The organism is Alcanivorax sp. (assembly GCF_014762765.1).
Lineage (GTDB): Bacteria > Pseudomonadota > Gammaproteobacteria > Pseudomonadales > Alcanivoracaceae > Alcanivorax.
Map to the genome: position 1 here is coordinate 23,041 of NZ_JABURH010000070.1, position 13,106 is coordinate 36,146.

Annotated in this window: 14 protein-coding genes; 6 read left to right on the forward strand and 8 right to left on the reverse strand. The window is 59.6% G+C overall.

The genetic code is table 11. The features are described 5' to 3' along the window. The first annotated feature begins 5 nt into the window (after positions 1–5). From HUJ17_RS02910 to HUJ17_RS02925, 4 genes are all read left to right on the forward strand, one after another. Positions 6–2,111: a TonB-dependent receptor gene (locus tag HUJ17_RS02910; protein WP_290509267.1), complete on the forward strand. Its 2,106-nt coding sequence runs from the start codon at positions 6–8 to the stop codon at positions 2,109–2,111. Between the two features lie 70 nt (positions 2,112–2,181). Then, the gene (locus HUJ17_RS02915) at positions 2,182–3,303 is read left to right on the forward strand and encodes a PepSY-associated TM helix domain-containing protein (RefSeq protein WP_290509268.1); all 1,122 of its coding nucleotides are present in this window, start codon (positions 2,182–2,184) and stop codon (positions 3,301–3,303) included. A gap of 113 nt (positions 3,304–3,416) precedes the next feature. Next, entirely contained in the window at positions 3,417–4,196 is a 780-nt protein-coding gene (locus HUJ17_RS02920; protein ID WP_290509269.1) for a DUF547 domain-containing protein, read from the forward strand. 18 nt (positions 4,197–4,214) lie between these two features. Further along, positions 4,215–4,646, forward strand: a complete 432-nt coding sequence (locus HUJ17_RS02925) for a hypothetical protein (protein ID WP_290509270.1) — start codon at positions 4,215–4,217, stop codon at positions 4,644–4,646. 159 nt (positions 4,647–4,805) lie between these two features. Here HUJ17_RS02925 and radA read toward each other — a convergent pair whose 3' ends face one another. From radA to rpsF, 7 genes are all read right to left on the reverse strand, one after another. After that, a complete protein-coding gene (radA, locus tag HUJ17_RS02930) occupies positions 4,806–6,173 on the reverse strand; it encodes a DNA repair protein RadA (RefSeq protein WP_290509271.1) in 1,368 nt (455 codons plus the stop codon). A 138-nt stretch (positions 6,174–6,311) separates the two neighbouring features. Further along, complete coding sequence (gene alr / locus HUJ17_RS02935; RefSeq protein ID WP_290509272.1) at positions 6,312–7,373, reverse strand: alanine racemase; 1,062 nt, start codon at positions 7,371–7,373, stop codon at positions 6,312–6,314. 85 nt (positions 7,374–7,458) lie between these two features. After that, a complete protein-coding gene (gene dnaB / locus HUJ17_RS02940) occupies positions 7,459–8,853 on the reverse strand; it encodes a replicative DNA helicase (RefSeq protein WP_290509273.1) in 1,395 nt (464 codons plus the stop codon). Positions 8,854–9,115: 262 nt separating this feature from the next. Next, complete coding sequence (rplI, locus tag HUJ17_RS02945) at positions 9,116–9,568, reverse strand: 50S ribosomal protein L9 (RefSeq protein ID WP_290509274.1); 453 nt, start codon at positions 9,566–9,568, stop codon at positions 9,116–9,118. 15 nt (positions 9,569–9,583) lie between these two features. Then, complete coding sequence (rpsR, locus tag HUJ17_RS02950; RefSeq protein ID WP_035245006.1) at positions 9,584–9,814, reverse strand: 30S ribosomal protein S18; 231 nt, start codon at positions 9,812–9,814, stop codon at positions 9,584–9,586. A 15-nt stretch (positions 9,815–9,829) separates the two neighbouring features. Further along, complete coding sequence (priB, locus tag HUJ17_RS02955; protein ID WP_290509275.1) at positions 9,830–10,144, reverse strand: primosomal replication protein N; 315 nt, start codon at positions 10,142–10,144, stop codon at positions 9,830–9,832. A gap of 2 nt (positions 10,145–10,146) precedes the next feature. Next, positions 10,147–10,488, reverse strand: coding sequence for a 30S ribosomal protein S6 (gene rpsF, locus HUJ17_RS02960; protein WP_290509276.1), 342 nt, complete (start codon positions 10,486–10,488; stop codon positions 10,147–10,149). A gap of 286 nt (positions 10,489–10,774) precedes the next feature. On the opposite strand from rpsF, the gene HUJ17_RS02965 reads away from it, so the two are divergent. Further along, entirely contained in the window at positions 10,775–11,509 is a 735-nt protein-coding gene (locus HUJ17_RS02965; protein ID WP_290509277.1) for a hypothetical protein, read from the forward strand. Positions 11,510–11,550: 41 nt separating this feature from the next. Continuing rightward, positions 11,551–12,144 carry a hypothetical protein gene (locus HUJ17_RS02970; protein ID WP_290509278.1) on the forward strand — a complete coding sequence of 198 codons (594 nt, stop codon included), beginning with the start codon at positions 11,551–11,553 and terminating at the stop codon, positions 12,142–12,144. 153 nt (positions 12,145–12,297) lie between these two features. On the opposite strand, the gene rlmB is transcribed toward HUJ17_RS02970, so the two are convergent. Continuing rightward, positions 12,298–13,068: a 23S rRNA (guanosine(2251)-2'-O)-methyltransferase RlmB gene (rlmB, locus tag HUJ17_RS02975; RefSeq protein ID WP_290509279.1), complete on the reverse strand. Its 771-nt coding sequence runs from the start codon at positions 13,066–13,068 to the stop codon at positions 12,298–12,300. Positions 13,069–13,106 lie beyond the last annotated feature (38 nt).

Consider the following 13,106-nt stretch of genomic DNA (forward strand, 5'->3'; position numbering starts at 1 on the left):
GCGCCGTGCCCCGTTTGTGCCGTTTTGGCTTGCCTGTTTCCCTGCTGACCCTGACCTGCGCGCCCCTGGCCATGGCCGAGGATGCCCACCAACTGGGTGAAATCACCGTATCCGCCACCCGTGCCAACAGCACCGAAGGCAAGACACCGCAAAAGATCACCGTGATCAACCGGGACCAGATCGAGCAGCAACTGCGCACGAGCTCGGACCAGTCCCAGGTGCTGAGCAACCTGATTCCGGGCTATACCCCCAGCCGCCAGAAGCTGAGCAATGCCGGTGAAACCTTCCGGGGTCGCAACCCGCTGTTCCTGATTGACGGGATTCCCCAGTCCAACCCGTTACGCGACGGTTCCCGGGACGGCTACACCATTGACCTGTCCATGGTGGAGCGCATCGAGGTGATTCACGGGGCCAGCGCCGAGCATGGCCTGGGCGCCACCGGTGGCATCATCAACTTCGTTACCCGTCGCCCGGAAGACGGCACCCTGAACCAGCATGTGGGCGTCCAGTTCACCGCCCCCACCGATGACACCCTGCCCGACAGCCACAGCTACAAGGTGGACTACCGGGTGGACGGCATCAAAGGCGACTGGGATTACCTGCTGGGGCTGAGCTATATCGACCGGGGCATGTTCTATGATGCGGATGACCGCACCATCGGCGTGGACGGCACCCAGGGCGACATCATGGATTCGCGTAGCCACGATATTTTCCTGAAACTGGGCTACTGGATCAGCGACGAGCAGAACATCGAACTGAGCGTTAACCGTTTCCAGCTGGAAGGCAATTACGACTACGTTGCCGTTGAAGGGGACTGGAAAAAGGGTATTTCCACCAAATCCCGCCGCGGTAACCCGGAAGGCGACGCGCCGCAGAACGAAGTGCTGACCACCGGCCTGAAGTATCACCATAGCAACTTGGCGGGCAATCAGTTCACCGCGCAGCTCTACACCCAGCGCTTCCGCGCCCGTTACGGCGGCGGCACCTTTGATACTTTCCAGTTTACTCAGGGGCTAAATGATGAAGACAAAATCTTCGACCAGTCCCAGAACGAATCCGACAAGGTGGGCGGCAAACTGACCCTGAACCGGGCCGGCCTGCTGGACAACAAACTCAAGCTCACCACCGGCCTGGACGTTCTCCAGGACGAGACCAGCCAGGTACTGGCCCAGACCGGTCGCGAGTGGGTGCCGGAAACCCGTTTCCGCAATATCGCCCCCTTCCTCCAGGCGGAAGTACAGCCCCTGCAGCAACTGACCCTGCAGGCCGGAATCCGCTACGAATACGCCAAACTGAACGTGGACGACTTCACCACCCTGGCCTCCTATGGCAGCAAACAGGTGGAAGGCGGCAGCCCCAGTTTTGATGAAACTCTGACCAACTTCGGTGTGGTCTTTCAGGCCACCGAACACGCCCAGCTGTTTGCCAACTACGCCGAAGGCTTCGGCATGCCGGATGTGGGCCGGGTACTGCGTGGCATCAACCAGGACAACCAGCGGGTCGATGACTTTCTCAACCTGCAGCCCATTGTCACCGACAACACCGAAATCGGTGTCCGCCTGAACGGTGACAGCACTCACTTCCAGCTCAGCCACTTCAGCTCCGATTCCGATCTGGGTCAGCGACTGGAAAACAACGGTGGCACCTTTGATGTGAAACGCGAGCGCACCGAGATCCAGGGCATCGAAGCCGAAGCCGGCTGGCAGATCAACACACAGCACCACCTGAACGCCAGCTATGCCCATATCAGCGGCAAGTTCGACAGCGACGAAGACGGCAGCGTGGATACCCGCCTGGACGGTCGCAACATCTCACCGGACAGTGTCGCCCTGCGCTGGCAGGCCAACTGGACCGGCAAGCTCAACTCCCAGCTGCAGGCCCGCCACTACTTCAACAAGGACTTTGAAGACCACAAGGATTTTTCCGCCTACCAGCTGGTGGACCTGTCTCTGGGCTACCAGTTGCCCAAGGGCCAGATCACCGCAGGCATCGACAACCTGCTTAACGAGGACTACTTCACCTACTTCTCGCAGACCGCCACCGACCGCGACGATCAGAACTTCAAGGGTAGAGGCCGCACTATTACCCTGGGCTACAATCTGGATTTCTGACGCAGATTTCATCGTCCTGCACCGGGCCGCCACAGCGCTGCCCGGTTTTCTTTCTTGAGCATTCCTGTCCATGCGCCAACTGCTTTTTTCGCTGCACAAATATACCGGCCTGATCGCCGGGCTACTGTTGGTTGTCAGCGGCCTGACCGGCAGCCTGCTGGTGTTTCACGATGTACTGGACGAACAGCTGACACCGGGACTGGTCAGTGACGTCGGCACACCACTGCCGTTGGCAGACATCATTGCCCGCGCGGATGCCGCCATCCCCGATGCCAGTCCGCAACGGATCGACCTGGCTCGTCAACCGGGCAGCCCACACACACTGCGCTTCCCTTCTCCGGAAGGCTCACCGGGACCACGGCAGATTAGCGTCTCCCCTTATAGTGGCGAGATTCTGGCCGACCGTATCTGGGGCAACTACCCGGTGACCTGGATCTATCGGCTGCATTACACCCTGCTGGCCGGGGCCACCGGCAAGATCGTGGTGGGCGTGCTGGGCCTGTGCCTGCTCGGTTTCTGTCTGACCGGCCTCTACCTGTGGTGGCCGAAGCCCGGCAAGTGGAAACGGGCACTGACCCTGCAGCGCCATGCGGGCCGGTTCCGCTTTCATTTTGATCTGCATAACGTGGTGGGGATCTACCTGCTGCCGGTGTTGCTGGTGATCGCCTTCTCCGGTGTGAGTCTGGTGTTCAGTCAGCAGGTATCGACCCTGGTGAGCGCCTTGCTCCCCATGGAAGAGCGCCCGACTCCAAAATCACGGCCCAGCGACCTGCCGATGCTCGACGCGGACCAGGCGGTGGCAGCCGCACGCACCGTGTTTGCGGAAGCCGAGTTAAAGCGTCTGTACTTGCCCGATGGCCCCGATGGCAGCTACCGGCTGGCCTTCAACCAACCCGGCGAACCCTGGTCGGATTTCGGTGCCAGCAGCGTCTGGGTGGATGCATACAGCGGCGAGATTCTGGCGGCCTGGGATGTCCTGAACGTGGCCGCCGGCAGCCAGGTAATGAGCTGGCAATTCCCTCTGCACAATGGCGATGCCCTGGGCCTGCCGGGACGATTTCTGGTGCTGTTGAGTGGCATTGCTCCGTTGCTGCTGTTCATCACTGGCAGCTACCTGTGGTGGCAGAAGCGGCAGTTGCGGCTTCGCGCCCGGCGACGCAGGAAAGGGGTCGCTACGCGGCTTGATCCCTAAGCCGACACCAACGTGCTCAGCCACATTCCCGACACCGCGGCGAAAGCGCTGTAACATCACGGCATGCACACACTCAAACCGGTATCGTTCATGGATAACCGACTGGAGCTGTAATGACTGTCCGTTTGCTGATCCCGCTACTGTTGCTGCTGTGCTCTCCGCTGATGGCCTTTGATCACCAGCGCTGGGATGCATTACTTGCTGATAATGTGCAATGGCAACGCAATGGCGTCACTACCGTTGTCAATTACCGTGGTTTCCAAACGGATCGGAAAGCACTGAACCGCTACCTTGAGGCATTGTCGTCAGTTTCTGCAGACGACTTCGGCAAATGGAGTGGTGACGAGCAACTGGCTTTTCTGATCAACGCCTATAATGCCTTCACCATCGACCTGATCCTGCGCCAGGACTCCCTGCCCGACTCCATCCGCGATATCGGCTCCTTCTTCTCCGGCCCCTGGGACCAGCGCTTTTTTGCCCTGCTGGGCAAAGAACGCACCCTGGACGAAGTGGAGCATGAAATGATTCGCGGCAATCCGGCGCTGATGGATCCGCGTATCCATTTTGCGGTGAATTGCGCCTCCGTGGGCTGCCCGGCATTGCGGCCGGAAGCCTACCGCGGAGAGACGCTGGAGCAACAGCTGGCCGACAGCACCCGCCGCTTTCTTTCCGACCGGCAGCGCAATCACTTCAATGAGAATCCGGCACGCCTGGAAGTATCGAAGATCTTCGACTGGTATGAGGAGGATTTTGTGGATGCCGCCGGCAGCCTGCACCATTACCTTCTGCAGTATGCGGATACGCTGGAGATACCCGCCAGCCACCGAAAAGCACTGGACGCGGAACAGCTGAAGATTCAGTTTCTGGATTATGACTGGTCACTGAACCAATAAACCAACGGGAGCTGAGTCATGGAAGGCAACACCGCTTCGCACCGCCTGCTGGGCATCTGGCATTCCTTTCGTAACCTTCCCCTGTGGCTGCAGGGCTGGGTGCTGCTGATCCTGATGCCTCTGAACGGCGCCAGTTTGTTATTACTGGACAGCTTCAGCGGCCAGGCCACGGCCCTGGCCCTGCTGCTGGTACTGGCGGTCAACCTGTCGCTCATGTGGCACCACGGCGGCATGAACAAGGACATGTCTCTGGTTCACCTGCTCGCCTGGATCCCTCTGGAGCTGGGACTGCTCGGCCAACTCGCCGGCGTCTGGGGCGACGACTTCATGACCCCAAGCCAATGGGCGTTCACCGTGGCCATCGTAATGGTCAATGCCGTCAGCCTGTTCTACGACATCATCGATGCCTGGTGCTGGGCGCAGGGGGATCGGGTGACGCTACACCCGTGAAATGCAATTGATAGTTGAGAATGGATAATTGATAACGTCGCGAGAAGAGCTCTCACGACCTAAACCTATGAGGCCGCGCCCAAAGCATGGGCGCGGCCTCATAAATTTCAGAAAAGATAACCCCGCATCGCGAGTTATCAATTATCCATTCTCAATTAACTAAAGGTATTCCAGCGCCTGCGCCACCGTACTGACCCCGATCACCTCCACCCCTTCCGGTAGTTGTCGTGGAAGGTTTGCCTTGGGGACAATGGCTTTCTTGAAGCCGTGTTTGACCGCTTCGTAGAGCCGCTCCTGGCCCTGGGGCACGGGGCGAATTTCGCCGGACAGACCCACTTCACCGAACACCACCAGCTCCCGGCCCAGAGCCCGGTCGCGGAAGCTGGAGACGATGGCCAGCACCTGGGCCAGGTCGGCGGCGGTTTCAGTGACCTTGACGCCGCCCACCACGTTCATGAATACATCCTGATCCCCTACCTGGATGCCACCATGGCGATGCAGCACCGCCAGTAGCATGGCGAGACGATTTGCCTCCAGGCCCACACACACCCGGCGCGGGTTACCGAAGTGGGAGGCATCCACCAGCGCCTGCAGTTCCACCAGCAAGGGACGAGTGCCCTCCCAGACCACCGTCACCAGGGAGCCCGATGCAATCTCGTCTGCCCGGTTAAGGAAGATGGCGGAGGGGTTCTTGACCTCTTTCAGCCCTTCGCCGGTCATGGCAAACACGCCCAGCTCATTCACTGCGCCAAAACGATTCTTCAGCCCGCGCAGGGTGCGGAAACGGGAATCCGTGGAGCCTTCCAGCATCAGTGAGCAGTCGATCATATGCTCCAGCACCTTGGGGCCAGCCAGGGTGCCATCCTTGGTGACATGGCCCACCAGCAACAGCACGGTGCCGGTCTGCTTGGCAAAACGGGTGAGCGCGGCAGCACATTCGCGCACCTGGGCCACACTGCCAGGGGCAGACTGCAAGGCGGCCAGGAACATGACCTGGATGGAATCAACCACCAGCACCCGAGGCTGCTCCTTGCGAGCCAGATCCAGGATTTGCTCCACATCGGTTTCCGCCGCCAGCCGCAGCTGTTCCTTGGGCAGCTTGAGTCGGTCAGCACGCATGGCCACCTGAGAAAGTGACTCTTCACCGGTGATATAAAGGCACTTCTGGGTAGCCGCCAGCTTGCACAAGGTTTGCAGCAATAAGGTCGATTTACCGGCACCGGGGTGCCCGCCAATCAGGATCGCCGAGCCCGGCACCAAACCTCCGCCCAGCACCCGGTCCAGCTCACCCATGCTGGAACTGATGCGCGGCGTTTCCGCCAGCACGATCTCACCCAGATTCTGTACCTCGGACAACTGCCCGGAAAAGCCGCCACGACTGCCCGCCCCCTTGGACATGGGCGTGGCCGGGTCATGGACGAATTCCTGCAGGGTATTCCAGGTACCACAGGCAGGGCATTGCCCCTGCCACTTGGGGAAATCAGCACCACAATCGGTGCAGACAAAAGCGGTTTTTTTCTTGGCCAAAACAATTCCTTCTTGTGCAGGCGTAGCTACGGAGCCGCTGCAGGAACGTAGCGCAGCGGAGTAGCGCACGGAGTGCCGCCCCAAAGGGGTGAGCGCAGCGAATAACACCTCAAGAGGTGCTCCTACAGCGACGTCGAATCAAACGATGACGCGTTCCGGCCGACCGGTGATCTGACAGAACAATTCATAGCTGATGGTGCCACAGGCGCGAGCAACCTTGTCCACGTCCACATGGTCCCCCCATAGTTCTACCTCATCGCCGATGTCAGCCTGGATGCCATTCAGATCGATGGTCAGCATATCCATGGATACTCGCCCCACCAATATCGTGGGCTGGCCATTGACGGCGGCGGGGGTACCACTGGGGGCGTGGCGCGGGTAGCCGTCGCCATAGCCGGCGGCTACCACGCCAATGCGACCGGGGCGCGGGGCGGTCCAGGTGGCGCCATAGCCCACAGTGTCGCCAGGCTGAACCTCGTTAATGGCAATCAGGCGGGCACTGAAACGGTGGCTCACCGCCAGATCCAGTTCCGCCGCGCTTTGCCAATCGAACGGCGACGATCCATATAGCATGATACCCGGCCGCACCCGCTGGGCCCGGGCATTGGGATAACGAATCAGAGCGGCTGAATTAGCGGCAGAGAGAGGCAGGTCGAGGGCATCAGCAACCTCATCAGCCAGGCGCAGCTGGGTGTTACTGCGACCATCGCTGGCTTCATCAGCACAGGCGAAATGGCTCATCACTCCCATCGGCTTCATCCCGGCGGCAGCAAGCTGACCGGCAGCTTCCAGAGCAATATCCGGGCGCAATCCCAGCCGGTTCATACCGGTATTCAGTTTCAGCCAGATGCGTAGCGGGCCAGGGTGCTCCAGCAACAGCCCCACCTGCCATGAGGAGTGAACTACCACTTCCAACGACAGTTCCCGGGCCTGCTCAAGCTCATCCCGATCGAAAAAACCTTCCGCTACCAGAATCGGTGCACTGACCCCATGTTCGCGCAGGGCCCGGGCCTCTTCCAGGACCGCCACGCCGAAACCGTCCACCTCCCCTGCCATGGCGTCTGCCGCCAGCGTCATTCCATGGCCATAGCCATCAGCCTTGACCATGGCAAACACCTGGGCACTCTCCGCCAGAGCCCTGGCACGTCGAGCATTGTGCGTCAGTGCTGCGCAGCGGATCTCTACTCGGGTTCCTCTCATCAGGACAGACTCCCGCAGGGGGCAGACCAGGTCAGCACTCTGCTCTCCTTGTCGTCTCTTCCAGTCTCTGCATCATGCAAGGCCGTTACTCGTCCATGGAGGCCAGCTGAGCATAGTATTCAGGTGCCAGATCATCGAACCGGGAGAACTGCCCCTGGAAGGCAAGACGTACCGTGCCGATAGGCCCGTTACGCTGTTTGCCGATAATCACTTCCGCCACACCTTTTTCGTTACTGTCCTTGTTGTAAACCTCATCCCGGTACAAGAACGCGATCAAGTCAGCATCCTGTTCAATCGCCCCTGACTCACGCAAGTCGGACATCACCGGGCGCTTATTGGGGCGTTGTTCAAGAGAACGGTTCAGCTGGGAAAGAGCCAGCACCGGACAGCTTAATTCCTTGGCAAGCCCTTTCAGGGAGCGGGAAATCTCTGAAATTTCATTGACCCGGTTATCGACCCCCGGCACCTGCATCAGCTGCAGGTAATCCACCATGATGGCGCCAAGCTCACCGCCGCATTCGCGGGCAACCCGACGGGCACGGGCACGCATTTCCAGGGGACTGAGCGCCGGCGTGTCGTCGATAAAGAATTTTTGCTCACTGAGCATGTGAATGGCGGAAGTAATGCGGGGCCAGTCATCCTTTTCCAACTGACCGGATCGGATAGATGTCTGGTTAATGCGTCCCAGGGAAGCCAGCATACGCATGACAATGGAATCGGCAGGCATCTCCATGGAGAAGACCAGCACCGGCTTGCCGGCCTTGATCGCCACGTTCTCGCACAGATTCATGGCAAAGGTGGTCTTACCCATGGAGGGCCGGCCGGCAATCACGATCATGTCGGAGGGCTGCAAGCCACCGGTCATTTTATCCAGTTCGTCAAAGCCGGTGGTCACCCCGGTAATAGCGCTCTTGTTCTTGTAGAGCTCATCAATGCGGTCCACGGTTTTCTTGAGGACGGATTTGATGTCCTGCGGCCCCGAGCCTTTCTTCTGCTGCTCGGCAATCTCGAAAATCGCGGATTCTGCCAGGTCAAGGATTTCCAGGGACTTGCGTCCTTCCGGCTTGAAGGCATTGTCCGCCACATTCTGGGACACACTGATCAACTGGCGAAGAATGCTGCGCTCGCGAACAATTTCTGCGTAAGCGGTAATATTCGCCGCACTGGGTGTATTGCGTGCCAGCTCAGACAGATAGGTCATGCCACCAATACCCTCCAGCTGCCCCAACTGGGTCAGAGCCTGGGATACGGTGACCAGGTCACAGGGATTCTCCTCCTCAACCAGCTGCGCAATAACCTCAAAAATCTGCCGATGGGTCTTGCGGTAGAAATCACGGGCACCCACGCGTTCCGCCACATCATCCCAGGCACTGTTATTGAGAAGCAGCCCACCGAGGATGGCCTGTTCCGCCTCAAGGGAATTGGGGGGAATCCGGAGGTTTTCCGGCAGATGTTTATCCAGAGACAGCGGTTCGTTCATGGGGCAACCAACATAAGAGGAGAAAGTTGAAAGTTAAAAGTCCCAACGCAATCGGGGACGCAGAGCTCCATTCTATGCTTCTCTCTGTGCCAACGTCCTGCACACGGCCAGCAACCCTGAAATTGTGACCGGATTGGCTCGCGTTTCAACTTTGAACTTTCAACTTGTAACTAAACGAAAAAGGGCACTGTCCTTGCGGACAATGCCCTGATTCTGTCACCGCGCCCCGCAAGGGGCAAACCGGTTGTCGGTCAACTGTCGATTACTCGGCAGGAACCACAGCCAGCTTGATGGTCACGGTCACATCAGCGTGGAGAACCACGTCGATTTCGTACTCACCGGTGTTACGCAGCGCACCGTGGGGCAGCTTCACTTCCGATTTTTCCACTTCCACGCCAGTGGCGGCGGTAATGGCTTCGGCGATGTCGCGGGTACCCACGGAACCGAACAGTTTGCCTTCGTCACCGGCCTTGGAGGTCACGGTTACGCTGGCTTCGTTCAGTTTTTCACCACGTTCCTGGGCAGCAGCCAGCTGCTCGGCGGCGTGCTTCTCGAGCTCGGCGCGACGCTGCTCTACTTCGGCCAGGTTGTTTTTGGTGGCCGGCAGGGCTTTGCCTTGCGGGATCAGGAAGTTACGGCCGTAACCGGAACGTACATCCACCACAGCACCCAGGTCGCCCAGGTTCTTGATCGTTTCCAGCAGGATCACTTGCATGATGGTCCCCTCGGCTTAATTGTCGTGGCTGTCAGTGTACGGCAGCAGCGCCAGAAAGCGGGCCTGCTTGATCGCAGAGGCCAGCTGACGCTGGTAGCGTGCCTTGGTGCCGGTGATACGGCTGGGCACGATTTTGCCGGTTTCGGTGATGTAGGCTTTCAGGGTGTCGAGATCTTTGTAATCGATGTACTCAACACCTTCCGCGGTAAAGCGGCAGAACTTGCGGCGGCGATAAAAACGGGCCATTGGATAATCTCCTGTTTAATCCTGGTTGAGGGTGTCCAGCGTCTGGGCAATCAGTTGCAAACGGTCCCGGGCGTCACCTTTGTAACCGGCACGACTCAGGCAACCGGTAACCTTGATGCGCTGACCCTCTCTCAGGCCCTGGGCCTGTCGGGTCATCCCGCCTGCCAGTATTACGGCAATGCGGGCCTGGACTTCACGGGGATGGCCATCTTCCAGTTGTCGGGAGCGATGCTCCAGCCAAAGGCGTTGGCGCGGCACCCCTGCCGGCGTCAGTGCCACTTTTTCCAAAGTGACGATCACACCGGTGAGTTCGCAGCGATTGCTTTCCAAAATCAGCTGGCAGCCCCCTCCTTCTCGTCATTCTTGGCTAGCGGGGACGGCTCGGTGGCCGCCTTGTCGCAACGAATTACGAGGTGACGGATTACGGCATCGTTAAAGCGGAAAGTGTTTTCCAGCTCGCCCAGGGTTTCGCCGTCACATTCGATGTTCAGCATCACGTAGTGGGCTTTGTGGATCTTGTTGATCGGGTACGCCAGCTGACGACGGCCCCAATCTTCAAGACGGTGGATAGTGCCCTTACCATCAGTCACGATCGCGCTGTAACGCTCGATCATGGCCGGCACCTGTTCGCTCTGGTCCGGATGAACCAGGAACACAACTTCGTAATGACGCATATTAGCTCCTTACGGTTGCGATACCTCACGGCATCAATTCAGCTTCCCATCCGCATAGGCGTGACGGTGAAGCAAGGAGACCTGCCCGACAGTTAATCCCTGTCGGACGCAGGAAGCGCGCGATTCTATCCCATAGCACGCCCCCTCCTCAAGGTATATCCGTTGCCATCCGGCAAAGACGGACGTATCCTCAGTAGAAACAAAACGCTACAAACGCTTACAAGAAGCGTCGTTAACCCTAAATCCCTGAAATAAAAGGGGAAAACAACAAGAACGGGATACGACCATGAAACTCAGAGCTCTGGCCCTCGGCCTGTGCAGCATCTGCATGCTGAGCCCCCTGTCTGCGCGGGAATCGGCCCCGCCGCCCTGTGGCAGCCCAGTGATCGTACCGGACAAACCGGCACTGGAAGATTACCCGGATTACTCGGACTTCCTGCTGCAGGTCATGCAGTACAAGCAGGCCAATCGCGATCAGGCAGCCCATCAGGCAGCCTGCCCCCAGGATTATCAGCCGGAGCCGGTGGCCAGCAGCGACCCCACCGTGATTGATCAGCCGGAAACCCTGGACAGCGCCCTGGCCCGCACCGAGCGCCTGAGCCCCATTGACTACCAGCGCAACCGAACCTGGTACAACCGCTCCACCTCGCAGAGCTTCGGCCTGCCCGCCCTGCCCGGCAACTCCCTGTCCGGGGAGCATATCCGTACCCTGCTCGGCAATGCTGGCTCCGACACCCCCCTGGTGCTGCCCATGACCATTGTCGGCATGCAACTGGACGGACTGAACGACGGCGGTGACGCCAGAAATCTGCTCACCGAACAGCTTTACCGAAACCTGTTTAACGAAGAGCGCAAGGCAGACCTGGCCACCCTGCTGGCCAGCAATCCCAATGCCATCGTCGAGATATCCCGCAACGGCAACCTGATGCTCTATCTGGATCTGAACAATGAGCCTGTGCTGACCACTGGCATCATTGAAGTGGAAAGCTGTTTGAGCAGCGACTGCGACAGTTCCCCCTAGCGCCGCCGGAGACACGAAGGAGAGGAGCCCCGGAGCACATCATGACCCTGATCCGCTTTATTGCCTTTCTTGCCCTGCTGGGCCCGATGTTGCCAGCGGCCACGTCGGCGGCCGGTGACAACGGGCTGAGCCAAGGTCAGCAGCAGGCTCTTGAGCAGGCCCTGGGGCCACGCCCGGACATCCAGAACTACCGCCGTCAGGACCAGTTCGTCACCGACTTGCTGGCCTGGCAGCAACGCAAAACTCGCCTGACCGCCAGGCTGTCCCGCGGTGAGTCCATTACCCCGCCCCGGCCCAGCACACCCAACGACTGGCACCATGTCACCGGCCCGGAGGATCTGGATACCGCCGTGCGCAATGCCCACGGCTATGTACAGCCCAAATACCGGGAACCGATCCGTTTCAACCGTACCACCCATGTCAGTTTTCCATTGGCGCCACTGCCCGGCCAGCAACTGGCCGACAAGGCCCTGAGCGCCCCGGGCATCTTGCCGGACAACCATGACAAGGAGATCCCGGAGATACTGCTGGAGGACAACGTGCGCATCCAGCGGGAACTCTCCGCCCGCCGCCCCCAACTGCCACTGCCCACCCTGGAGCGGCAAACCGTCGTCAACCAGGCCGAACTGCGGTGAAAGGCAGTTGATAATTGATAGTTGATAATTGACAACGGCGCGGGGCAGCGCCATCGATTCTTCAACGTAAGAGGCCGCGCCCAGACAATGAGCGCGGCCTCTTACGTTGAAGAATCAGATCAGCCCAGAGCGCGAGCTATCAATTATCAACTATCAACTGTCAATTGCTCTTCTTTGCGCCCGCACATGGAACAACATCACCCCCGTCGCCACGGACACATTCAGGCTCTGCACTTCGCCAGCCATGGGAATTTCCAGTAGCTGGTCGCACTTGTCCCGGGTCAGCCGCTTCAGGCCGGCGCCTTCCGCCCCCATCACGACGGCCAGGGCATCCGGGGCCTGGAACGTAAACAAGGACTCGCTGCGCTCCTCGAGCGCGGTGCCTACCACCCAGACACCTCTCTCACGAAGCTGATCCAGCAGGCTGGCCAGATTGCCCACTTCGTAATAGGCCAGACTCTCTGCCGCCCCCACCGCTGTGCGGCAGGCCACCGGGGTGAGCCCGGCGGCGTTGCGACGCGGTACGATCACCGCATCCACGCCAGCCGCATCGGCACTGCGCAGGCAGGCCCCCAGGTTATGAGGGTCTGTCACGTTCTCCAGAATCAGTAGCCAGGGCCGCGCGGGTTTACCGTCCAGCCACTTCAGCAGACCGCTTTCATCACCCGGTTTACGCGGCCTTGCCCGGGCCACAATGCCCTGATGCTGAGGACCGGCGTGTTTTTCCAGGACTTCCCGACGGGCGCGCTGCACCGCGATACCGAAATCCCGGGCGGACTGGATCATGGCCGCCAGCCGCGGCTCCTCCCGTTCCGCACGGCTGTCCTGCACGAACAGCTCCAACACCGCCTCAGGGCGATGCCGCAACAGGGCTTCAACCGCGTGGAAGCCGGAATACATCAAGGGTTTCTGGGGTTTGCTCATGATAACGCCTGCACGTAACACGACCGGGCAAATATTGG

Coding starts and splice junctions, on each gene's coding strand:
- HUJ17_RS02915 (WP_290509268.1), top strand. CDS start 2,182: ATGCGCCAACTGCTTTTTTCGCTGCACAAATATACCGGCCTGATCGCC.
- HUJ17_RS02970 (WP_290509278.1), top strand. CDS start 11,551: ATGACCCTGATCCGCTTTATTGCCTTTCTTGCCCTGCTGGGCCCGATG.
- dnaB (WP_290509273.1), bottom strand. CDS start 8,853: ATGAACGAACCGCTGTCTCTGGATAAACATCTGCCGGAAAACCTCCGG.
- rpsF (WP_290509276.1), bottom strand. CDS start 10,488: ATGCGTCATTACGAAGTTGTGTTCCTGGTTCATCCGGACCAGAGCGAA.
- rpsR (WP_035245006.1), bottom strand. CDS start 9,814: ATGGCCCGTTTTTATCGCCGCCGCAAGTTCTGCCGCTTTACCGCGGAA.
- HUJ17_RS02920 (WP_290509269.1), top strand. CDS start 3,417: ATGACTGTCCGTTTGCTGATCCCGCTACTGTTGCTGCTGTGCTCTCCG.
- HUJ17_RS02965 (WP_290509277.1), top strand. CDS start 10,775: ATGAAACTCAGAGCTCTGGCCCTCGGCCTGTGCAGCATCTGCATGCTG.
- alr (WP_290509272.1), bottom strand. CDS start 7,373: ATGAGAGGAACCCGAGTAGAGATCCGCTGCGCAGCACTGACGCACAAT.
- rlmB (WP_290509279.1), bottom strand. CDS start 13,068: ATGAGCAAACCCCAGAAACCCTTGATGTATTCCGGCTTCCACGCGGTT.
- rplI (WP_290509274.1), bottom strand. CDS start 9,568: ATGCAAGTGATCCTGCTGGAAACGATCAAGAACCTGGGCGACCTGGGT.
- HUJ17_RS02925 (WP_290509270.1), top strand. CDS start 4,215: ATGGAAGGCAACACCGCTTCGCACCGCCTGCTGGGCATCTGGCATTCC.